The organism is Streptomyces sp. NPDC046866 (genome assembly GCF_040704625.1).
Taxonomy (GTDB): domain Bacteria; phylum Actinomycetota; class Actinomycetes; order Streptomycetales; family Streptomycetaceae; genus Streptomyces.
Map to the genome: position 1 here is coordinate 13325 of NZ_JBEYXN010000043.1, position 21656 is coordinate 34980.

The 21656-nt window shown below is 74.5% G+C and carries 23 protein-coding genes; 14 read left to right on the forward strand and 9 right to left on the reverse strand.

Annotated features, from left to right (window positions below):
- Positions 1-41: 41 nt before the first annotated feature.
- Complete coding sequence (locus tag AB0953_RS33955) at positions 42-902, reverse strand: NAD(P)H-binding protein (protein WP_366863448.1); 861 nt, start codon at positions 900-902, stop codon at positions 42-44.
- Positions 903-1039: 137 nt separating this feature from the next.
- Here AB0953_RS33955 and AB0953_RS33960 point away from each other — a divergent pair, with 137 nt between their 5' ends.
- The 5 genes from AB0953_RS33960 to AB0953_RS33980 all read left to right on the forward strand — a co-directional run bounded on the left by AB0953_RS33960 (position 1040) and on the right by AB0953_RS33980 (position 6086).
- Positions 1040-1705, forward strand: a complete 666-nt coding sequence (locus AB0953_RS33960) for a ScbR family autoregulator-binding transcription factor (RefSeq protein WP_366863449.1) — start codon at positions 1040-1042, stop codon at positions 1703-1705.
- 448 nt (positions 1706-2153) lie between these two features.
- Positions 2154-2339, forward strand: a complete 186-nt coding sequence (locus tag AB0953_RS33965) for a hypothetical protein (protein WP_366863450.1) — start codon at positions 2154-2156, stop codon at positions 2337-2339.
- A complete protein-coding gene (locus AB0953_RS33970; RefSeq protein WP_366863451.1) occupies positions 2339-3616 on the forward strand; it encodes a hypothetical protein in 1278 nt (425 codons plus the stop codon). Before AB0953_RS33965 ends, AB0953_RS33970 begins: the two co-directional genes overlap by 1 nt.
- Positions 3617-3727: 111 nt before the next feature.
- Positions 3728-4939, forward strand: coding sequence for an FAD-dependent oxidoreductase (locus tag AB0953_RS33975; RefSeq protein WP_366863452.1), 1212 nt, complete (start codon positions 3728-3730; stop codon positions 4937-4939).
- 115 nt (positions 4940-5054) lie between these two features.
- Positions 5055-6086, forward strand: a complete 1032-nt coding sequence (locus tag AB0953_RS33980; RefSeq protein ID WP_366863453.1) for an RNA polymerase sigma-70 factor — start codon at positions 5055-5057, stop codon at positions 6084-6086.
- Between the two features lie 100 nt (positions 6087-6186).
- Here the strand turns inward: AB0953_RS33980 and AB0953_RS33985 are convergent, their stop codons facing one another.
- On the reverse strand, positions 6187-6993 hold the full coding sequence (locus AB0953_RS33985) for an alpha/beta hydrolase (RefSeq protein ID WP_366863454.1): 807 nt from the start codon (positions 6991-6993) through the stop codon (positions 6187-6189).
- 158 nt (positions 6994-7151) lie between these two features.
- On the opposite strand from AB0953_RS33985, the gene AB0953_RS33990 reads away from it, so the two are divergent.
- From AB0953_RS33990 to AB0953_RS34020, 7 genes are all read left to right on the forward strand, one after another.
- Positions 7152-7760, forward strand: coding sequence for a TetR/AcrR family transcriptional regulator (locus tag AB0953_RS33990; RefSeq protein ID WP_366863455.1), 609 nt, complete (start codon positions 7152-7154; stop codon positions 7758-7760).
- A gap of 98 nt (positions 7761-7858) precedes the next feature.
- Positions 7859-8686: an alpha/beta hydrolase gene (locus AB0953_RS33995; RefSeq protein ID WP_366863456.1), complete on the forward strand. Its 828-nt coding sequence runs from the start codon at positions 7859-7861 to the stop codon at positions 8684-8686.
- A gap of 64 nt (positions 8687-8750) precedes the next feature.
- Positions 8751-9326, forward strand: a complete 576-nt coding sequence (locus AB0953_RS34000; RefSeq protein WP_366863457.1) for a TetR/AcrR family transcriptional regulator — start codon at positions 8751-8753, stop codon at positions 9324-9326.
- Between the two features lie 32 nt (positions 9327-9358).
- Positions 9359-9973 carry a DUF4865 family protein gene (locus tag AB0953_RS34005; RefSeq protein WP_366863458.1) on the forward strand — a complete coding sequence of 205 codons (615 nt, stop codon included), beginning with the start codon at positions 9359-9361 and terminating at the stop codon, positions 9971-9973.
- 81 nt (positions 9974-10054) lie between these two features.
- A complete protein-coding gene (locus tag AB0953_RS34010) occupies positions 10055-11044 on the forward strand; it encodes a DJ-1/PfpI family protein (RefSeq protein WP_366863459.1) in 990 nt (329 codons plus the stop codon).
- Positions 11045-11340: 296 nt separating this feature from the next.
- Complete coding sequence (locus AB0953_RS34015; protein WP_366863460.1) at positions 11341-11943, forward strand: isochorismatase family protein; 603 nt, start codon at positions 11341-11343, stop codon at positions 11941-11943.
- 176 nt (positions 11944-12119) lie between these two features.
- Entirely contained in the window at positions 12120-12827 is a 708-nt protein-coding gene (locus AB0953_RS34020) for an SDR family oxidoreductase (RefSeq protein WP_366863461.1), read from the forward strand.
- A 33-nt stretch (positions 12828-12860) separates the two neighbouring features.
- Here the strand turns inward: AB0953_RS34020 and AB0953_RS34025 are convergent, their stop codons facing one another.
- The 5 genes from AB0953_RS34025 to AB0953_RS34045 all read right to left on the reverse strand — a co-directional run bounded on the left by AB0953_RS34025 (position 12861) and on the right by AB0953_RS34045 (position 18548).
- The gene (locus AB0953_RS34025) at positions 12861-13523 is read right to left on the reverse strand and encodes a class I SAM-dependent methyltransferase (protein ID WP_366863462.1); all 663 of its coding nucleotides are present in this window, start codon (positions 13521-13523) and stop codon (positions 12861-12863) included.
- A gap of 75 nt (positions 13524-13598) precedes the next feature.
- Positions 13599-15140, reverse strand: a complete 1542-nt coding sequence (locus AB0953_RS34030; RefSeq protein ID WP_366863463.1) for an FAD-dependent monooxygenase — start codon at positions 15138-15140, stop codon at positions 13599-13601.
- Between the two features lie 257 nt (positions 15141-15397).
- A complete protein-coding gene (locus tag AB0953_RS34035; protein WP_366863464.1) occupies positions 15398-15850 on the reverse strand; it encodes a DUF6009 family protein in 453 nt (150 codons plus the stop codon).
- Positions 15847-17415: a phage/plasmid primase, P4 family gene (locus AB0953_RS34040; protein WP_366863465.1), complete on the reverse strand. Its 1569-nt coding sequence runs from the start codon at positions 17413-17415 to the stop codon at positions 15847-15849. Before AB0953_RS34040 ends, AB0953_RS34035 begins: the two co-directional genes overlap by 4 nt.
- Entirely contained in the window at positions 17412-18548 is a 1137-nt protein-coding gene (locus AB0953_RS34045) for a bifunctional DNA primase/polymerase (RefSeq protein WP_366863466.1), read from the reverse strand. The genes AB0953_RS34040 and AB0953_RS34045 overlap by 4 nt, the downstream gene beginning before the upstream one ends.
- A gap of 650 nt (positions 18549-19198) precedes the next feature.
- Between AB0953_RS34045 and sigJ the strand changes: the two genes are divergently transcribed.
- On the forward strand, positions 19199-20092 hold the full coding sequence (gene sigJ, locus AB0953_RS34050) for an RNA polymerase sigma factor SigJ (RefSeq protein WP_366863467.1): 894 nt from the start codon (positions 19199-19201) through the stop codon (positions 20090-20092).
- 77 nt (positions 20093-20169) lie between these two features.
- A complete protein-coding gene (locus AB0953_RS34055) occupies positions 20170-20475 on the forward strand; it encodes a hypothetical protein (RefSeq protein WP_366863468.1) in 306 nt (101 codons plus the stop codon).
- 120 nt (positions 20476-20595) lie between these two features.
- Here the strand turns inward: AB0953_RS34055 and AB0953_RS34060 are convergent, their stop codons facing one another.
- Entirely contained in the window at positions 20596-20796 is a 201-nt protein-coding gene (locus AB0953_RS34060) for an acyl-CoA carboxylase epsilon subunit (RefSeq protein WP_366863469.1), read from the reverse strand.
- The coding region (locus AB0953_RS34065) for a carboxyl transferase domain-containing protein (protein ID WP_366863471.1) at positions 20793-21656 on the reverse strand (864 nt) is incomplete at its 5' end. The genes AB0953_RS34060 and AB0953_RS34065, both read right to left, overlap by 4 nt.

Consider the following 21656-nt stretch of genomic DNA (forward strand, 5'->3'; position numbering starts at 1 on the left):
CGCCGCGCCGCCCCCTCACCGTGCGCGCCCCGCCCGGCCCGTCACCCTCGGGGCGCCCGCGGCGGGGCGAAGGCGTCCAGGTGGTCCGCCGCCCAGGTACGGAAGGAGCGCGCGGGCCGGCCGAGCAGCCGGGGAAGGGTGTCGTCGACCCGGGACTTCGCCCCGGCGCGCTGCCGCTCCGCGCTGTGCAGGAGCGCCCGCACCACGGCGTCCGGGTGGCGCCGGGCGAGCGCGGCGCGCGCCCGGTCGGGGCCCAGCTCCTCGAACCGCAGCGGACGTCCCAGCAGTTCGGCGAGCCGGGCCGTCTGCTCGACCGCGGTGAGCGCCTGCGGCCCGGTCAGGGTGTGGGCGGCACAGGCCGGGATCCGCCCGGTGAGGGCGCCGGCCGCCACCTCGGCGAGGTCGCGCGGGTCGACGCAGGAGTTCGCCGAGTCCCCGTACAGGGCGCGGACCACCTGCCCGGAGCGGACGGAGCCGGCCCAGGACAGCGCGTTGGACATGAAGGAGCGCGGCCGCAGCAGGGTCCACTCCATCCCCGAGGCGCGCAGCAGCTCCTCGTTGCCGCGCTGCCAGCGGGTGACGGCGTCGTCGGCGCCCGGGTCCTCGACGGCGGCGGCGGAGAGCTTGACCACGTGGCGCACCCCGGCCGAGCGCGCGAGGCGCAGGAACCCTCCGTCGTCGCGGCGCAGATCGGCGGTGACGAGGAAGACGGAGCGCACCCCCGCGAGGGCGGCGGCCAGCGAGCGCGGATCGGCGTAGTCGCCGTGCACGGTCTCGGCGCCGGCGGGGGCGTGTCCGACCCGGGCGGGGACCCGGGCCATGACGCGAACGCGCAGGTCGGCGGGGAGGAGGCGGAGCACCTCGCGGCCGACGGTTCCGGTGGCACCTGTCACAAGGATCATCAGCGTCCCAACTTGACTGAAAGTTACACCTGTTAGTGGTGCCCGTTTGGCGCAGGGGTTACCCTATGTAAAATACAAACTGGACGGTTTTTTCTGAGCCTTCAACGGTTCGCCTAGCCCGAGGAGGTGGGAGGCACGTGGCCGAGCAAGTCCGAGCCATCCGCACGCGCAAGACGATCCTCTCCGCAGCTGCCAAGATCTTCGAGGAGCGGGGGTACCAGGCGGCGACGATCTCCGAGATCCTCACCACCGCCGGCGTGACCAAGGGCGCGCTGTACTTCCACTTCCAGTCGAAGGAGGACCTGGCGCAGGGCGTGCTCGCCGCGCAGGACCAGCAGTTGTCGATCCCGCCGCGCGCCTCGAAGGTGCAGGAGATCGTCGACGCCGTGATGCTGCACGCCCACCGCCTCCAGACCGACCCCATGGTGCGCGCCGGCGTCCGGCTCTCGATGGACCAGCTGGCCCAGGGCCTCGACCGCAGCGGTCCGTTCCTGCGCTGGGGCGAGATCGGCCTGGACCTGCTGCAGCGGGCCCAAGCCCAGGGCGAACTGCTGCCGCACGTCGTGCCGTCGGAGACGGCCGAGGTCATCGTCGGCTCCTTCGCCGGCATCCAGTCCATGTCCCAGGCCATCTGCGACTACCGCGACCTGGTGGGCCGGGTGTCCGCGCTGATGCGCCACCTGCTGCCCAGCATCGTGGTCCCGTCCGTCCTCGCCTCGCTCGACCTCTCGGAGGGCCGCGGAGCAGCGGTCTACACCGAAGCCCTCCAGACCCCCGAAATCCCCCAGCCCGCGGCCGTCTGACGCCGGGCCGATGAGGCCCGCCGCCCCCTCGGGCGGCGGGCCTCATGGCATGTCGGGCGGGTCCCTCGCGGCAACGAGGGGCCCCGCGGTGTGCTGTGTACGGCGCCCCGTCCGGACCAGGACGTGGAGCATGCCTACGAGGAAGATGTTCGACTGCCCGGCGTTGTTGCAGGAGTGCGCAACTGTGGCCGGGACGATCCCGGACGGGGCCCGGACAACGGGCGCCCGGCCTGCGGCTTCCCCGGCGTTGTCCGACCGGTCCCGGACAGCCCCGGACAACCCGTCCGGAGCGCCGGTGCCGCGCGCTCGCGCGCAGCCGTACACAGCCGGAAAACACCCGCCCCGGACGGGGTGGTCGGCCGCCGAGCGGTCGTGCCAGGGTGAAGACGCGGCACGGGCGGCAACCCGTGACGCACCTTCATTTCCCGTCCGGGCCAAGGATTTTCACATGAACACCAACAGCAACAGCTTTTGCGTCGGGCTTCCCGGCGGCGGATCGTTCTCCGTGCCGGCGCTCGTACCGGGGGCCGTCATCGTCATCGTGCTGGTCGTGCTCGGGTACGACCTGTCGGCCGCCGTGGCCGCGCTGGTCGCCATGGGGGCAGCCGCCCGTGAAACGGGCCGGAGCAGCTGATGCCCCGGCCCGAGAAGCCGATCGCCCCGGACGCTCCGTTCGGGGCGTTCGCCCTTCGGCTGCGCGCCCTGCGCCGTGGCGCCGGCAACCCCACCTACCGGGCCATGGCCGCCCGGATCGGGCACTCCTTCTCGGTGTCGACCCTGGCCGGCGCCGCCTCCGGCGACACCATGCCGAACCTGGACCTGACCCTGGCGTACGCGGAGGCCTGCCGGGGCGACCGCCAGTACTGGACCGAGCAGTGGTTCATCGCGCGCGGGGCGGACCGGCTCTGGCCGGACGAGCCGTGGGCCGCCACCCCGCCGGATCCGGCACCGGCCGCCGACCCGGCCGCGTACGTCGCACTCCTGCGCGAGCTGCGGCTGTGGGCGGGCTCGCCCTCGCTGCGCGTGCTGGCCCGCCTCACCGGGCACCCCCGCAGCAGCCTCGGCGACGCCTGCTCCCCGCAGCGCACCACCGTCCCGTCCGAGGCCATGGTCCTGGCACTGGTCCAGGGCTGCCTCCTCCACGCCTACCGGAACCGGCCCTGGCTGCGGACGCGGGCGGGCGGCTCCCCGGACGCCTGGATCGCGGGCACGGCGGCGGCCTGGCTGCGGACCCGGCACCGGCTCGGGCTCCGCGAGGCCGCGCGGGCCCGGCCGAGGGTACGGCGGCACCGGACGGCCGCAGCGGACGGTCCGTTCACCCACCAGGCCCCGGTCCCCCGCCCGGCCCCGGTCTCCCACCCCGCCCCGGACCTGCTGCCGGCGATCCCGGCGCCCGAGCCGGGCGCCGCGGGCCGGGCGGCGGCCGAAGCCCCCGGCCCCACGCCCGAACAGGCCGCCCGCGCCCCCCGGTGGGGCCACCTCCCCGCCGACCACCCGCCCGAGGTCCGCGCCCTGGCCACCTCGCTGCGCGCGCTGTTCGACGCGCTGGACATCTCCGTCCGCCGCTTCGCCGCGCGCCACCCCTACGACGCGGGCACGGTGTCGCGGTACCTCACCGGCCGCCGCATCCCGCCCGTGGACTTCGTCCACACCCTCGTAGGGGACCTGGCGGCGCACGGACGCCACCTCACCCCCGAGGCGAAGCAGCGCCTCCTCGCCCAGCACGCAGAAGCCCTCCGCGTCGTCAATCCCCGCGCCCACCGGCTGGCGGTGCTGCAGGAACGGCTCCGGGAGGCGGAGGAAGAACACCTCCGCCTCCGACAGCAGGCGCAGATCCTGGAGGAGACCCTCCGGCAGGCCGAAGCCAGATACGAATACCTCCTCCGCCGCGCTTCGGCCCGGGCGGCCTGACCGCCGTCGCCGCCGGGTCCCGGGCGGCACAGTGATCCGGGTCACAGGACGTCACAGGGGTGCGGAGCCCGGTGTCTTGAGGTCGAACGCCTTGAGAGGGAGGAGACGGGCATGACGGAGAACACGCGTACCGAGGTGGTCGTGGTCGGCGGAGGGTACTCCGGTGTCATGGCGGCCAACCGCCTGACGCAGCGCGACGACGTGGCCGTGACGCTGGTCAACCCGCGTCCGGTCTTCGTCGACCGGGTCCGGCTGCACCAGTTGGTCGGCGGGACCGACGAGGCCGTCGTCGAGTACCGGAAGGTACTGGCGACGGGCGTCCGGCTGGTGGTCGACACCGTGACGCGGATCGACGCGGCCGGGCGCAGCGTGGCCCTGGCGAGCGGCGCCACGGTCGGCTACGACCACCTCGTCTACGCGGTGGGCAGCGGCAGCGCCGACCCCGGCGTGCAGGGCGCGGCCGAGTTCGCCTTCCCGATCGCCACCCTGGAGGAGGTGCAGCGACTGCGCCCGGTCCTCGACGCCGCGCCCGCGACGGCCGCGGTGACGGTCGTCGGAGCCGGTCCGACCGGCATCGAGACCGCCGCCGAGCTGGCGGAGCAGGGCCGCACGGTGACCTTGGTGTGCGGCGGGGTGCTCGGCCCGTACCTGCACGCCCGCGGCCGGCGCTCGGTGGCCGGGCGGCTCGCGGCCCTCGGTGTGACCGTGCTGGAAGGCCCCGACACCAAGGTGACGGCGGTGACGGGCGAAGCGGTGCGGCTCGGGAACGGCCGGGAGCTGCCGAGTGCGGTGACGATCTGGACCGCCGGGTTCGGCGTGCCGGACCTCGCCCGGCGCAGCGGCCTGCGCACGGACGCCCTGGGCCGCCTGCTCACGGACGAGACGCTGACCAGCGTGGACGACGTACGCATCGTCGCGGCCGGGGACTCGGCGGCGCCGTCGGGGCTGCCGTACCGGATGGGCTGCCAGTCCGCGGTGCAGCTGGGCCCGCAGGCGGCCCGGACGGTGCTCAGCCGGATCGCGGGCGAGGAACCGGCGCCCGTCGAGGTGGGGTTCGCCGGCCTGTGCGTGAGCCTGGGGCGCCGCGCGGGCATCTTCCAGGTCGCCTCGAGGGACGACGTGGCGAAGAAGTACCACATCGGCGGCCGGCCGGGCGCGAAGGTCAAGGAGCTCATCTGCCGGAGCATCATCTGGCAGCTGGGCTACGAGGCGCGCAAGCCCGGCGTGCGGACGTGGTGGGCCAAGGACGCCGAGCGGCAGCAGCGGCTGCTCCGGGCCGGGCGCGGCGAGGCGCCGGCCGCCGCGGAACGGGCAGCGGTCTAGCCGGACGCCTCGCGGCAGGGAAAGATGATCTTGCCGCTGGCTGCGGATGCGAACGCGCGGTGGCGGGCCGCCGACGACCGGGCCGGCCGCGGAGGAGGGGGAGAGGAAGCGGGACATGGGCGAGATGAGCGAGACGAGCCACGCGATCGACACGGGCGACGTGGGCGACGGGAGCGGTGCGGGCGGGGCGGGCGACGGGAGCGGTGCGGGCGGGGCGGGCGACGGGAGCGGGGCGAGTGCTGCGGGCGGTGCGGGCGGCCGCGTCGCCGACCCGGCGACCGAGGCCTTCGTCGCCCACCGGAACCTGCTCTTCACCGTCGCGTACGAGATGCTCGGCTCGGCGGCCGACGCCGAGGACGTCCTCCAGGAGACCTGGCTGCGCTGGGTCACGGTAGATCTGGCGCAGGTGCGCGACCGGCGCAGCTACCTGGTCCGCATCACGACCCGCCAGGCGCTCAACCGGCTGCGCACCCTGCAGCGCCGCAAGGAGGCGTACGTCGGCCAGTGGCTGCCCGAGCCGCTGCTGACCTCGCCGGACGTGGCCGAGGACGTCGAGCTCGCCGAAAGCGTGTCGATGGCGATGATGCTCGTCCTGGAGACCCTGGCGCCGACCGAGCGGGCGGTGTTCGTGCTGCGCGAGGTCTTCGAGCTCGGCTACGACGAGATCGCCGCCGCCGTCGACAAGAGCCCCGCGGCCGTCCGCCAGATCGCGCACCGCGCCCGCCGGCACGTCGACGCCCGCCGCCCGCGGCAGACGGTCTCCCCGGGTGTGGCCTCCGCGGCCGTGCAGTCGTTCCTGCGCGCGCTGGAGACCGGGGACCCGCAGGGCCTCCTCGACGTCCTCGCCCCGGACGTCGTCCTGGTGGGCGACGGCGGCGGCATCAAGCAGGCCGCGCTCCGGCCGATCAACGGGGCCGAGAAGGTGGTCCGCTTCATGCTGGGCGGCCTGCGCAAGAACAGGCTCCCGCTCACCGTCGCCCCCACCGTCGTCAACGGCACCCCGGCGCTCCTCGTCCACCTGGACGGGGAGTTCGACGGCGTCATGGCGGTCCGGGTGGAGGACGCCCGCATCTGCGGCCTCTACTACGTCCGCAACCCGGAGAAGCTGACCCGCGCCACCTCCGAGACCCCGCTCACCCTGCGCTGAACCCGCATCCGCACCGGAACCCGCCCCCGGCCCGCCCCCCACCCCCTCCTGCCCCCGGGCGGTTCCGGGGCCGGGGGGGCGGGCCCGTCCGATGGCGCGCTCAGGCCGCGTGCGCCCCGGCGAAGAAGTCGGCGAGGGCCGGGGCCAGGCGCTTGGCCTCGATGGTGTGCTCCTCGCCGGGGAAGACCCGCAGCGTGAAGTTGTCGCCCGCCGCGGCGAGTTCCCGCGCGCCGGTCAGCATGTGGGGCGCGCCCGCGTCTCCGCTGCCGACGAGGACGGGCACGGTCACGGACGCCCAGCGGTCCAGCGGCAGGGGGCGGCCGGACATGGTGTCGCCCATGATCCGGCCGTCGTACGGGAGGGTGGGGGCGACGGCTTCCATGCCCGCCCAGAACGGGGCCTGCCGCATGCCGGCGACGGCCTCCTCGGGCAGGCCGACCGCCGCCGTCATGAAGTAGGTGACGGCGTCCCCGTACGCCCCGCGGCCCACGAGCTCCGTCAGGTGCTCCACGTAGTCGGCGGGCAGCGGCGCGCGGCTGTCGTCGGTGATGAACGGCGGCTCGTACAGCGCGAGCCGCGTGACGGCGCTGCCGCGGGCGGTGGCCTCCAGGGCGAGGACGGCGCCCGAGGACATGCCGAACAGCATGGCGGACCCGCCGCCCGGGCCCTGGATCAGCGCGTCGAGGTCCTCGATCTCGCGCTGCACCTCGTAGGCCGGGCCGTCCCCGCTGTCGCCGCGCCCGCGGCGGTCGTACGTGATCACGGTGAAGTGCTCGGCCAGCAGACCGGCGAGCTCGGCGGAATCGCCGCGGGTCATGAATGCGCCGCCGACGAGCACCACCGCGGGGCCGGAACCCTGCTGCTCGAAGGCGATGGCCGTGCCGTCGGCCGAGAAAACCGTGTCCATGTGTACCCCCGTCGGTTGTGTGGCGAGACCCGGGACAGGCCGGCCCCGCGCTCTGTGGAACTGGACGGTACAGTACCCACCTGAGTACTGGTCAGTCCAGTACTCTTCTCGGCAGGCCGCCGGGACGGCAGGGCGAACGGCGAAGAGGGAGGCCGACGATGGACAGCCGGTCAGCGCGCAAGCACCAGGGGATCCTGGATGCCGCGACCACCGTGTTCCTGGACAAGGGGTACTCCGGGACGAGCATGGACGACATCGCCAGGCTGGCCGCGGTGTCCAAGCAGACCGTCTACAAGCACTTCGCGGACAAGGAGAAGCTGTTCGCCGAGGTCGTGCTGGCCACCACCGACCGCATCGACGCCATGGTCGACCTGGTGGCCGACGTCCCCGCGGAGGCCGACGCCCTGGAGGAGAACCTGACCCGCCTCGCGCGCCGGTTCCTGGCCACCCTCACGCAGCCGCAGGTGCTCCAGCTGCGCCGTCTGATCATCGCCAACGCCGACGCCTTCCCCGAACTGGGCGCGGCCTGGTACGAGCAGGGCTTCGAACGGGTCCTGGCCACCCTGGCGGCCACCTTCCGGCGCCTCACCGACCAGGGGGTACTGGGGGCCGGCGACCCGATGCTGGCCGCCCACCACTTCGCCGGGCTGCTGCTGTGGATCCCGGTGAACCAGGCGATGTTCCACGGCGGCGCCCGGCACACCGACGCCGAACTCGACCACTACGCCGCCGCCGGCGTCCGCGCCTTCCTCGCCGCCTACCGCTGACCCGGCGACCGCCGACCCGGCGACCCGGCGACCCGGCGACCGCCGACCCGGCGGAACCGCGGCCCCGCCTCCACCCCGAAACCCCGAGGGGAAACCGTATGACCTGGTCCACCCGCGTCGTGCAGCGTGACGGCGTCCGCATCTCCTGCCGTGACTGGGCGGGCCCCGGGCGCCCCGTCGTCCTGCTGCACGGGCTGGCCGGCCACGCGGGCGAATGGGACGCCCTCGCCCGCCGGTTGCGGTCCCGACACCGGGTCGTGGCGGTCGACCAGCGCGGTCACGGCGCCGGCGAACGCCTGCCGGCAGACGTGTCCCGGGCCGCTTACGTCGCCGATGTGGTCGCCGTCCTCGACCGGCTCGGCCTGCAGGAGCCCGTCCTCCTCGGCCAGTCGCTGGGCGGCCACACCGCCATGCTCACCGCCGCCGCCCACCCCGGCCTCGTCCACGCACTGGTCCTGGTGGAAGCCGGACCCGGCGGTCCGAACCCCCGGGTGCAGCAGGAAGTCGGCGGGTGGCTCGACTCGTGGCCGGTCCCCTTCCCGTCGCGCGAAGCCGCCGCCTGCTTCCTCGGCGGAGGGTCGGTCGGCGAGGGCTGGGCGGCAGGCCTGGAGGAGCGCGACAGCGGCTGGTGGCCCCGGTTCGACCGTGACGTCATGGTCGGCTCGCTGGCCGAGATCGCCAGGAGTTCCTTCTGGGACGCGTGGACGAAGATCAGCTGCCCGGTGCTGGCCGTCCTCGGCCAGTCGGGCATCATCCCGCCGCAGGAGATCGGCGAGATGCTCCGCCTGCAACCCGACACCACGGCCGTGAGCATCCCCGGCACGGGCCACGACCTCCACCTCGAACGGACCGGTGCGCTGCTCCAGGTGCTGCGGGACTTCCTCGGCGGCCTGCCCGAGCACCCGCTCAGCAGCCCTGCCGCCTGAACGGGAGCTCCGTGTCCGGCACTTCGCACCCGTGCTGTACCAACTAGTATGTATAGTCACCCGCATGAGCACTGCCGACCGCCTCATCGAAAGCACCCGCGAACTGCTGTGGGAACGCGGCTACACCGGCACCAGCCCGAAGGCCATCCAGCAGCGGGCCGGGGCCGGGCAGGGCAGCATGTACCACCACTTCACCGGCAAGCCGGACCTGGCGCTCGCCGCCATCCGCCGCACCGCCGAGGAGATGCGCGCCAAGGCCGAGGAGCAGTTCTCGGCGCCGGGCACCGCCGTGGAGCGGATCACCGCGTACCTGCACCGCGAGCGGGACGTCCTCAAGGGCTGCCCCGTCGGACGCCTCACCCAGGACCCGGACGTGATGGCCGATGCGCTGCTGCGGGCCCCGGTCGACGAGACCCTGGCCTGGCTGCGCACCCGTCTCGCCGAGGTCCTGGCCGAGGGCCGCGAGCGCGGCGAACTCGATGCCGCGCTGGAGCCCGCGGCCACGGCGGCGAGCGTCGTCGCGGTCCTGCAGGGCGGCTACGTCCTGGCGCGCGCCGCCGACTCCGTGCAGCCGTTCGAGCAGGCGATCAGCGGGGTGCTGGGCCTGCTGGGCGCGTACGTCTCCCCCGCTCGCGCGTGACCGTCCGCTTCCCGCCGAGAAAGGCAGCTCCCGTGTACGCCAAGCAGTACGAGATCACCCTGCCCGCCGACTACGACATGCAGATCATCCGCAAGCGGGTGGCCGAGGGCGGCCACGTCCTCGACGACCGCGCCGGGCTGGGACTGAAGGCGTACGTCATCCGCGAGCGCGGCACCGACGGCTCGCCGGTCAACCAGTACGCCCCCTTCTACCTGTGGAACGACACCGGCGCGATGGCCCGGTTCCTGGTCGGCGGCGGCGGGTTCCAGAACATCGTCCGGGACTTCGGCCGCCCCGCCGCCCACCACTGGACGGGCATCGCCTGCCACGCCGGCCCCGCCCGCACGGCGCCTCCCCGGGCGGCGTCGCGCCGCCTCACCGCCGTGCCCTGCGACGCCGACCAGGACCGCACGGGCCTCGGCCTGACCGCCCTCATCGAGCGGGAGGCCGAGCAGCTGCGGCAGCTCTCCCGCCGCGACGGCGTGCACACGGCCGCGCTGGCCGTCGACCCGCACCACTGGCAGCTGCTGCGCTTCGTGCTGTGGGCGGAAACCTCCGCATCCGACGAGGACGCGACCGAACGCTACGAGGTGCTGCACCTGTCCGCCCCCGGCCTGGCCGCCCTGCCGGAGGGGCGGGACTGGTAGGCACGACACGCGGGGCGTGACGTCCAGATGTGACAGAACAGCGTCATTGTGGCCGTGGGCGCCGGCGGTGACGATGGATGCATGTCCACGCACCCGAACCGCCGCGTCGTCATCGCGGTCTTCCCCGATGTCGACCTCCTCGATGTCACCGGCCCCGCCGAGGTGTTCGCGCTGGCCAACCGGGAGACCGGCGGCCGGGCGGGCTACCGGGTGCAGCTGGCCGGCCCGACCGCCGGGGTGGTCGCCACCTCGGCCGGTGTACGGCTGGTCACCGACCTGACGTTCGCCGAGGTCGAGGGGGTGGTCGACACGCTGCTCGTCCCCGGGGCGGTGGACCTGCACCCCGACGGGCCGGTGGCCCGGATCGACCCGGACGTGGTGGCCTGGCTGCAGGCGACCGCGCCGACGGCCCGGCGCGTGGCGTCGGTGTGCGTGGGCGCGCACCTGCTGGCCGCGGCCGGGCTGCTGGACGGCAGGACCGCCACCACGCACTGGTCGACCGCTGCCCAACTGGCGTCCGACCACCCACAGGTGACGGTCGACCCCGATCCGATCTTCGTACGGTCCGGGAAGGTGTGGACCGGGGCCGGGATCAGCGCCTGCATGGACCTGGCGCTGGCCCTGGTGGCGGAGGACCTGGGCGAGGACGTCGCCCTGGCGGTGGCCCGGCAGCTGGTGATGTACCTCAAACGGCAGGGCGGGCAGAGCCAGTTCTCGGTCCCGCTGAGCCGGCCCGCCGCATCCCGCCGGGACATCGACGAGCTGCGGATGTACGTCGCCGACCATCTGGACGCCGACCTGTCCACGGGGGCGCTGGCGGAGCGGATGTGCCTGAGCGAGCGCCACTTCGCGCGGGTGTTCCTGCGCGAGACGGGGGTCACGCCGGCCGCGTACGTCGAGGCGGCGCGGGTGGAGGCGGCGCGGCGGCTGCTGGAGAGCACCGACGAGCCACTGGAGGCGGTGGCCGCGGGGAGCGGGCTGGGCTCCGTGGAGACCCTCCACCGAGCCCTGCGCCGCCAGATCGGCACCACCCCGGCCACCTACCGCCGCCGCTTCCGCACCACCCCCTGAACTGCCACGGGGCTGCTCGGACCATCACGCCCCGGCCCGGCCCGCCCGTCCCGCGGACCGGGCACCCGCGGACACCCGCCCTCCGCTTCGAGGCGGGCCCCTGCAACTCCGGCCACGCCGGCGTGTGAGTGCGCCCCCGGACGGAGCCCCGGGCGGGTCCCCGGGCAGCTCCCGGTGTCCGGCAGAGCCGGATTCCGTGGTGCGCGGCCCCACCCGCGCCTCACGCGCCGGCGAGGCCCCCGATGGACCGGCCCCTCCCCCCGTATCCGCTGCATCCGCATCAGAAGGAGACTCCCATGACCGCTTCCGCCCGCCTGCGCGACGTGATCGGCCTCGACAACGGCCTGCCCCGGCTCGCCGATGCCGCGCTGGTCATGATCGACTTCCAGAACACCTACCGCACCGGCGTCATGGCCCTCGAGGGCGTCGACGAGGCCCTGGCCGCCGGTGCCCGGCTGCTGGCCGCCGCCCGCGCCGCCGGGATCCCCGTGGTCCACGTCGTCAACGACGGCGGCGCGGGCACCCCGTACGACATCCGTGCCGAGATCGGAGCGATCAGTCCCGAGGTGGCGCCGGCCCCCGGTGAGCCCGTCGTGGTCAAGGGGTTCCCGAACGCCTTCCACGGCACGGAACTCCACGAGACCCTGCGTACGCTCGGCGCGGGCACGGAGCTGGTGCTGGCCGGGTTCATGACGCACATGTGCGTCTCGTTCACCGCCCAGGGCGCCCACGCCCTCGGCTACCGCCCCACCGTCGTCGCCGAGGCCACCGCCACCCGCCCGCTGCCCGCACCCGACGGCACGGTCGTGCCGGCCGCCGCCCTCCAGACGGCCGCGCTCACCACCATCGCCGACCTGTTCGGCCCCGTCGCCCCCGCCGTGGCCGACCTCACCGCCTGAGGCGGCCCACCGCCGTGCGCCCGGCGGACCCGTACGCGGTCCGCCGGGCGCACGGCGGTGGTACGAGCGGACTACCTCCAAGGCCGGGGGGTGCCTGCGCCCCGGGCCTGATCCGCGGACGCCGGGCGACGGCATAGCGTGCTGTCCAGGCCCGATCGTCCGCCCGAGGAGAGAACATGAGCACCACCGCGCCGGTATCGCTGGTCACGGGCGCCAACCGTGGAATCGGCCGGGAGACCGCACGTCAGCTCGCCGCGCTCGGCCACACCGTCCTGCTGTGCGCCCGCCGTCGGGAAGACGCCGAGCAGGCCGTCGCCGAACTGGCCCCCACCGTGGCCGGCACGCTGCTGCCGCGCCGCCTGGACGTGACCGAGGCCGACGGCGTCCGCGGCCTCGCCCGGAGCACGCAGACCGAGTTCGGGCGCCTGGACGTCCTCGTCAACAACGCCGCCGTCAACTACGACACCGCCCGGCGCGCCGTCTCCGCCGACCTCGACGAGGTCCGCCGCACCCTGGAGACCAACCTGTTCGGCGCCTGGCGGACCGCGCAGGCGTTCCTGCCGCTGCTGCGCCGCTCGGCCCACCCCCGTCTGGTGAACGTCTCCAGCGAGTCCGGGTCCCTCGAGCACATGTCCGGCGGAACCCCTGCCTACGGGATCTCGAAGGCGGCACTCAACGCCCTGACCCGCAAGCTCGCCGACGAGCTGCGCGCCGAGCGGATCCTGGTCAACGCCGTCTGCCCGGGCTGGGTCGCCACCGACATGGGCGGCCCGGGCGGCGGGCCCGTCGAGCAGGGCGCCGCCGGCATCGTCTGGGCCGCCACCCTGCCCGATTCCGGCCCGACCGGCGGCTTCTTCCGGGACGGCGAACCCCTGGCCTGGTAGGCGCAGGCGGCTCCGGTGGGAGCGGCGTACCGCTCAGCGGGGGCGGGTCTGGGTGACGCGCCACAGCCGGCGGGGCAGTTCACCCTCCTCGAAGGCGTGGACCTCGTCGAGGGTCCAGCCGTCGGCAAGGACGTCGACCAGTTCACGGCCGAAGAAGTGGACCGCGAACCCGCCGAGTTCGAAGATGTCGTCGCCGTGTGCGGTGCCGGCGCCGTAGTGGGCGTCGCCGGTGTGGCGCACGGTGTACACGAACACGCCGCCGGGCCGCAGGACCCGGCGGACCTCGCCGACCAGGGCGTGGATCTCGTTCGTCGACAGGGCCATGCACAGCAGCATGTGGGCGAAGACCGCGTCCACCGAGGCGTCCGGCAGCGGCAGCGGTTCCCGCACGTCGTGGACCGCGGTGGCCACCCGCTCATCGAGTCCCCGGGCGTGGGCGGCGTCGCGCAGTTGCTCCAGCCCGACGGGGCTGAAGTCGGTCGCCCGGACGGTGAAGCCCTCGCGGGCGAAGAACAGCGCGTCCCGGCCGTGCCCGGCTCCCAGCTCCAGCACCTCCCGCACCCCCGCGGCGCGGAACACGGCGGCGGCGTGGACCGCTGGCCCGGAAGGCTCCTGGCCGTACATGCCGGGGTGTGCGGCGTAGGTGTGCTGCCAGTGCTGCCGCTGGCTGTCGGCCGGCTCCTGCTCTTCCGCCACGGTTCTCCTTTTGCCTGCGCCCGGCGGAAGCCCAGGGGAAGTGGCGTCCAGGCGGCCCCCGCCCCGGCGGGGCGGTCAGCCGGCGGCGGGCTCGGGTTCGGCGGGGCGGGCCAGGTGGGCCGCCAGGGCCGTGGTGAGGGGGGTGCGGCCCGGGGACCAGGCCACGTAGCCGTCGGGGCGTAGGAGGACGGCCTCGTACGGCACGTCCGGCACGGGCCGCGCCCGCACCACCCGCAGGAGCGGCTCCCACGCGCGGGCGCCGCCGCCGTGGCGCAGGTCCGCGTCCGGCCCGAACAGCAGGAGCAGCGGCCGGCCCTCCTGGAGGAGGGTGATCACGTCCGTTCTGCCGTCCGGCGTGGTCAGGGCGACGTTTGGCAGGAACGTTCCTTCGCCCCCGGACGGCGGGCTCCCCGTCCACCCGGGCAGCACCGTGTCCTGGCCGCTGATCATGTTCCTGAGGTGCCCGGCGACCCGGTCCGCGCTCAGCAGCCCGCTGAACAGCGAGCGCAGGGCGTCGAGTTCGGGACCGGGCCGCATCAGGGCCAGCTGGGCCCGCGTGTTGTCGATGACCCGCCCGGCGGCGGGCCTGCGCTCCAGGTCGTAGCTGTCGAGCAGGGCCGCCCCGGCTCTCCCGTGCACGGCGAGGGCGAGCTTCCAGGCCAGGTTCAGGGCGTCGAGCACGCCCGTGCTCAGGCCCTGGCCGCCGATCGGGAAGTGGGTGTGCGCCGCGTCCCCGGCGAGGAAGACCCGCCCCCGGCGGAAGCTGCGGGCCAGGCGGGCGAAGTCGCTGAACCGGCTGAGCCACCGCGGCTCGTCCATGGCGATCTCCCGCCCGGCGATCCACGCCACCTCCTGCTCCAGCTCGGCCAGGGTGGGCTCCTGGTGGCGGTCGGAGTGGGCGCGGGCGCAGTTCAGCGTGCGTATCTGGGTCCGGGGGCCGGCCCCCGCCCCGGCCGCCGGCGCCTCCGTCTTGGCCACGATCCAGCCGCGCGGGGTCCGGTGCCAGCCGTCGGCCAGGGCGCCCGGCTCCCGCAGGGCGACGGTGCCCATCAGCGCGGCCACGGTCGCCGGGTGCGTGTCCGAGGCGATGCCCGCCCCCTCGCGGACGAGGCTGCGCGCCCCGTCGGCCCCCACCAGGTACCGGGCGGTGCAGTCGACCGGGCCCTGCGGCCCCTCGGCCCGCACGGTGACCCCGTACCCGTCCTGCCCGAGCCCGGTGACCCGGTGCCCGCGCAGGATCCGGGCGCCCGCCGCCCTGGCCCGGGCCTCGAAGAGCCGTTCCAGCTCCGCCTGGGGGCACTTGAGGATGGGCCCCGGCTCGCCCTCCGGGGCCGTGATGACCAGCCCGGGCAGGCCGGCGAAGTGGAAGGGGCTGCCGCCGGAGTCGCCCGAGGGCCCCGCGTACGGGGGCAGCTGCTCCGGCAGGTGGCCGCGCCGGGCCAGGCACTGCACCGCCCGGGCGTGCAGGGTCGTCGCCTTGGGCCGCTCGGCGACGGCGGCCCGCGCTTCGAGGAGCGCGGTGTCGATTCCGTACCCGGCCAGTTCGGCCGCGACCAGCAGGCCGACCGGCCCCCCGCCGACGATCACCACGTCCGCCTGCACCACGTCTGCTCGCATGCGCTGCGCCCCCTGGTCCGGTCTTCGAAGACAAGCCGTGCCGTGCGCGACGTCCCCCGACGCGCGCGAGCCGCGGCCGGGCGGCGGGATCCCCGCGGCGCGGCACAGCCGGGCGCGGAGCGCGGAGCGCGGAAGGAGTGGGCGCGCTCGGTCCGGCCGGGGCGACGCAGCAAAAATATACCGGCTGGCCGGTTCTTTTATAGGGGTTGTCGGGTAAAGCCCGTGTGGCGGGCGCGAGTTGGGTCCTGCGCCGTCGGCTACGGCAGGGGTTCGCGCAGCGCCGCAGGCACAGGCGCAGCCGAAGCCGCAGTCGCTGTCGCAGTCGCCGACGCCGACGCCGACGCCGACGACATGGGACCGCCCTCCGACCGCTCGGTCTTGCGCCCCTTGCTGCCCGGCGCCAGCGTCCGCGCGTCCACGGCCTCGGCGGGCGCACCCTTCGCGTACAGCCCGTCCGGCTCGGTGTCCCGGTCGTGGGGCAGCAGCCAGAACACGCGGCGCCGGAAGGTACCGGAGGAGCGGGAGGGCTTGGCCCGCGGCCCCAGTTGGGCGTAGCCGACCATGCGGCCGTCGCGGTGGTAGGCGGGTTTGCCGCGGCGGGTGGGGAGCCGGTCCAGGCTCTGGCGGACGTAGTCGAGCCCGCTGACGTCCTCCAGCCAGACGAGCTCGACCTCGTGGACGATCTCGTCTTCGGTGATGAGGGAGCTCATGCCGTCTCCTCGTGCGCGAGCAGGCCGATGCCCGGGTAGAACTTGCGCTGGTTGGACAGGATCATCTCCTTGGGCGACGCCAGCCCCACCGTCTCGCGGACGCGCGCCGCGAAGGCCCGGGAGGAGATGGCGGGGGCGCCCTCATTCTGGCACCAGCCGCGGTAGGCCGCGTAGAGCTGCGCCTGTTCCACCCTCAGGTCCGGCTCGAGTCGGCAGGACTCGCCGAGGAAGCGTCCCGTGTGGTCCTCGGTGTCGGCGTACGCGGTCGTCGCGATCCGCACCCGCTCGGGGCCGGTGAGGTCCTTGTCGCCGCCCAGGTAGCGGCCGGCGCCCGCGATGAGCCAGTTGAGGATGCCGGGGCCCTCCTCGGTCACCAGGATGTCCGCCAGGTTGTCGATCTTGCGGTCGTCGGAGACGACGCGTTCGAACGGTATGAGCCGCATGCGCCGCCAGAACGCGAAGCCGCCGGTGCCGACCTCGGGCCGGTGGTTGCCCAGCAGCCACAGCTTGTGCGTGGGCTGGAAGCCGAAGAAGTCCTGCCGCATGCGCCGCGCCTTGATCCGGTCGCCGCCGGTGAGGAGCTTGACCCGGGCCTCGTCGAACTTGTCGCCCGGTTTGACCTCGCTGCACACGATGACCCGACGGCCGTGCAGTTCGGCCAGGTCGGTGGGGTGGCCCTCGTACGGGCGGGCCATCAGGAAGCCGGGCGGGGCCGCGTCGGCGTAGTCGCCGAGCAGCTTCATCAGCACGTCCAGGAGCACGGACTTGCCGTTCTTTCCGGAGCCGAACAGGAACGGCATCACCTGGCCGCCGACGTCCCCGGTGACGGAGTAGCCGAGCAGCAGCTGCAGGAAGCCGATCATCTGCGCCCCCTCCGGCCCGTCGCCGAAGGTGTCCACGAGGAAGCGGTCCCAGCGGGGCGTGGGGATGGCCAGCGGGGCGACGGTAGTGGAGCGGGAGTGGAAGTCCCTGCCGGGGACGGGGGCGCGCAGGCGTCCGGTGAACAGGTCGACGATCCCGGCGGGCGTGCACAGGGCGTACGGGTCCGCGTCCAGGCGGGCGGCGTTCAGTATCATCCCGGGCGCCGACCTGGCCTGCGTGAGCATGGCGTTGATGCCGCTGGTGCTCAGGGCCCGGCGGCGGTGCTGGCGCAGGGCGGCGGCGCTGTGGGTGCCCGTGGGGTCGTTGGTGGCGATCGACTCGGCGAGGTCGCCGGCGGCCCACAGGACGGTGTCGTCCTCGTCGATGAGCCAGCGGGTGCTGTCCCACCGGTACCACCCGAGGCCGGGGACGTGCCGGTAGTCGTCGGCGTAGAGCCGGACGAACAGCTTGGCGTTGCCGCGGTCGCTGAGGGTGTCGGGCAGCAGCCCGTCGGCGGTGACGGCGGGCCCGGCGGCGCCGGCCGCGGCCCCGGTGCCGCCCTGGGCCCCGGCGTGCGCCTCGGGGCCCGGTGCGGCGTCGGGCTCCTGCACGGGCTGGAGCGCGAGGATCTGCTCGGCGACCGCCCGGGCGTCGAACTCCTTGACCGCGGCACTGAGCGCGGCGCTCTCCCGCTCGGCGGTCACGGGCGGACCCCGGGCGGCGTCAGGGGGCGCTGGAGGCCCGCGCTGAGGCCGCTGCGGATGATGGCCCCGTAGCGGCGCTCCTGGCCGGGCCTGGCGTGCTCCGCGGCGTCCGCCAGGGCGCGCTCGGCGTCGGCTGGGGTGAGCAGGCCGGCGGCGACCAGGCCGCCGGCGGTGTACGCGGCGCGGTTGAGCTTTTCCGAGAAGGCCGCCCCCTCGGGTACGGCGGCGCAGGCGGCGACGATCGCCAGCACGGTGCCCAGGGCCTTGCCCGCGCCCCGGCCGAGGTGCCCGAACTGCCCGCCCCGGGCGGCGAGTACGGCCTGCCGGGCCCGCGGCGGCACGGGGCGCGGGGCGGGTACGCCGGCCGGCGGCAAGTGCCCGGTGCGCTCCAGCTCGCGGGCGAGCCAGGCGGGAAGCGGGGCCGGCTCGCAGGCGTCGCCGATGCGGGTGTACGTGCCGGCGGCGGTGACGGTGCCGGGCGCGACGATGTAGCCGCCGTGGGCCCGTACGTCGACCTGCCAGGCCAGGGCGCGCCCGGAGCCGGAGCCGGTGGAACACTGCCAGCGGTGGCTGCCGGGGGCCCGGTACCAGACGTGCAGCCCTCCCGAGGGGGTCCGCACCCGCAGGGTGGCGGTGTCGACGGCCGGGCTCTGCTCGCGGCGCAGCGCGGCCAGCACGCCCAGCGTGTGGTAGCCGTTGGCGAGCCCGGTGAGGTCGACCCCGTCGGGGACCGCGATGCCCGGCAGGAGCCGGCTGCGGTCGGGCAGGGGCTGTTCGTGGGCGTCGATGTCGAGGACGACCAGGCCGGCCGGGCCGCAGGAGACCCCGACGCCGAGGCCGGGCTGCTCGCCCCACCAGCGCGCGATGCGGGAGAAGTCGAGGGTGGCGGCGTGGAAGCCGTGGCACCAGCGGCCGGAGCGGATGCACCCGCAGTCCCGGCGGCTGTGGCCGGGGGCCCGGCAGGCGTCGCAGTTGCCCGCGGGCGTCTTGCGTCCGGGAGCCAGCGGGTGGACGGGCCAGCCCTTGCTCGCGCACCAGCGGGCGGTGGCCAGGGAGCGCCCGGCTGCCGGGCCCGGCTGCTCTGAGTCGCTGCGCTCTGAGTCGCTGCGCGAAACGAGCAGCTCAGAAGCCATTCCCATCCCCCGTCAGCGACCGAAGCTACTCAACCACGGACTCACCTTAGCGAAGGTCGGGTGCGGAAGAAGCACCTCCCACCACAAGAACCCCGCGTCCCCCAGCGGCAGTTCATGGACCGTGCCGTTCCGGTTCCGGCGACCGGGTCCCTCCCGGACCCAGCGACCGAAGTGCTCCGCCCCCAGCGACCGAAGCTCCTTCGGTCGCTGCCACAGTAGCTGGAAGGAACCACAGGTCAGAGCCCCGACACAACCGAAATAGCGACTGAAGCGACTCAAGACCCCTATATATGACGCTCACACGCGCACGCATACACGCGCACACGCGCACGCGGGAATGTCTTCATATACCCGGACCTTGAGTCGCTTCGGTCGCTGCCGGCCCTTCACACCCACCCTGACCTGTGGTTCCTCTCAGCGACCGAGAGCTACCGAAGACCGCTTCGGTCGCTGGTTTTCAGTCGCTGCGCCCCATCGGGGCCGGTTTCCGGGGGTCCGGAGGGGTCGAGCGGGCGTCAAGCGGGAATCGACTGCCACCCGTGTGGGTGATTCGGCGACCCGGTCCCGCCCGCGGCTTCGGTCGCTTGGGTCGCTACGGTCGCTCCAGGGCACCGAGCCCTCGGCGGCCCCCGGCGAAAGGAACCCCACAGGTGCACACGACCACCCGGCCGACGGCCAGCTTCGAGCAGGAACGGCCCCGGCTGCGGGCCGTGGCCTACCGGATGCTGGGCTCGCTCGCCGAGGCCGAGGACGCCGTCCAGGAGGCCTGGCTGCGCTTCGACCGCGCCGACACCGACGAGGTCGAGAACCTGCCGGGCTGGCTGACCACGGTCGTCTCCCGCGTCTGCCTGAACATGCTGCGCTCGCGCGCGACCCGGCGGGAGGAGCCCCTGGTCCCCGAGGTCCGCGTCCCGGACCCGGTCGTCACCCGCGAGCACGTCATCGACCCCGAGAACGAGGTGCTGCTCGCGGACTCGGTCGGGCTGGCGCTGATGGTGGTGCTGGAGTCCCTCTCCCCCGCCGAGCGGATCGCGTTCGTCCTGCACGACATGTTCGCCGTGTCCTTCGACGAGATAGCCGAACTGCTCGACAGGACACCGGCGGCCACCCGGCAGCTGGCCAGCCGGGCCCGCCGCCGGGTCCAGGACCAGGCCCCGGTGCCCGACCCGGACCGCTCCCGCCAGCGCGAGGTCGTCGACGCCTTCTTCGCCGCCTCCCGGGACGGCCGCCTGGAGGCCCTCATCGCCGTCCTGGACCCCGACGTGGTCCTGCGCTGCGACGGCGGCACGCTGCGGGCCTCCCAGAGCGGGGTCCTGCGCGGCGCCGCGACGTTGGCCTCGCAGGCCGTCACGTACGGCAGCCTGTTCCCGTTCGTGCGCCCGGCGCTGATCAACGGCGCGGCGGGCGTCGTGGTCGTCAGGGACGGCCGCCCGCTGTCGCTGATGGCCTTCACCGTCACCGACGGCAGGATCGCCGCCATCGACGTGATCACGGACCCGGAGCGCCTCGTCGCCCTCGGCCTGGCCGGCTTCGACGCCGCCTGACCGTGACCCGTAAGCGGTCCGTGCCCGCCGCCTGACGCGCGCCGGACGGTCAGGCGACCCGACTGCGCAGGGGCGACATGACCATGATGCTGGCCCTTGCGGTCCAGGCGGTGTCGATGGCGGCCCTCGTCCTCGTCGAGAGCTGGGCCGCGCTCACGGTCGGGGCGACGGTCGACCAGGTCGCCGCGGCGGTCGGCGGGGCGGCCTGGGGCGCTCTGGCGGTCCGGGTCGGGGGTGATCGCCCGGCCCTGTTCCGGGCGAGGTTGCGTACCTTCGTCGACCTGGGCGTCGTCCTCGCACCGATGGGTGCAGGCCTGGCGCCGGCCGAGGGCACGCGCACACGGACGCGGCCGCAGCCGGGCGTTGCCGAAGCGACGGGATGACCGGGCGGGGTTAGGGCCCGCCCCCGGGTGTCGAGGGGTCGGGCCGTGCCCCGCGTACGTCCGGCCCCGGCGCGGGGGTACGCCGGGGCCGGACGGGATCGGGGGAGGCCGGGACCCGGGCTACGAGGCCCAGCTGCCCGGGGGCTGGTAGCCGGGAAGCGCCCGCGGCCACAGCGGCACCGGGGCGGCCAGGACCTCCGGCTCCGGCTCGGGAGCCTGCAGACGCGCAGTCAGCAGTACGGCCAGCGCGGCCAGTTCCTCCATGGTGGGCGCGCCCCTGACGACGCGCAGCGAGGCGAGGGGCAGTTCGGGATGCGTCACAGCGGCAGGTTTCCGTGTTTGCGGGCGGGCAGGGGGGCCTTCTTGGCGCGGAGCATGGTGAGGGCGTCGATCAGGCGGGTGCGGGTGTCGGCCGGGTCGATGACGTCGTCGACGAGGCCGCGCTCGGCCGCGTAGTACGGGTGCATCAGCTCGGCCGTGTACTCCTTGATCTTCTGCGCGCGGGTCTCCTCCGGGTTGTCGGAGGCCGCGATCTCGCGGCGGAAGATGACGTTGGCCGCGCCCTCGGCGCCCATCACGGCGATCTCGTTCGACGGCCAGGCCAGGGCGAGGTCGGCGCCGATGGAGCTGGAGTCCATGACGATGTACGCGCCGCCGTACGCCTTGCGCAGGACGAGGGAGATCCGCGGGACGGTGGCGTTGCAGTAGGCGTACAGGAGCTTGGCGCCGTGGCGGATGATGCCGTTGTGCTCCTGGTCCAGGCCGGGCAGGAAGCCGGGCACGTCCACGAGGGTGACGAGCGGGATGTTGAAGGCGTCGCAGAACTGAACGAACCGGGCCGCCTTCTCGCTGGCCTGGATGTCGAGCACGCCGGCGAGGGCGCCGGGCTGGTTGGCGACGATGCCGACGACCTGGCCGCCGAGGCGGCTCAGGGCGCAGACCACGTTCTGCGCCCAGGCCGTGTGGACCTCGAAGTACTCGCCGTGGTCGACGATCTCCTCGATGACGGCGCGGATGTCGTACGCGGCGTTGGCGCGGGCCGGAACCAGGTCCAGCAGGCTTTCGCAGCGCCGGTCGGCGGGGTCGTCCTGGTCGCCGGCGGGGGCGAGTTCGCGGTTGTTGGAGGGCAGGAGGGAGAGGAGGTGGCGGACGTCTTCGAGGCAGCTCTGTTCGTCGTCGTA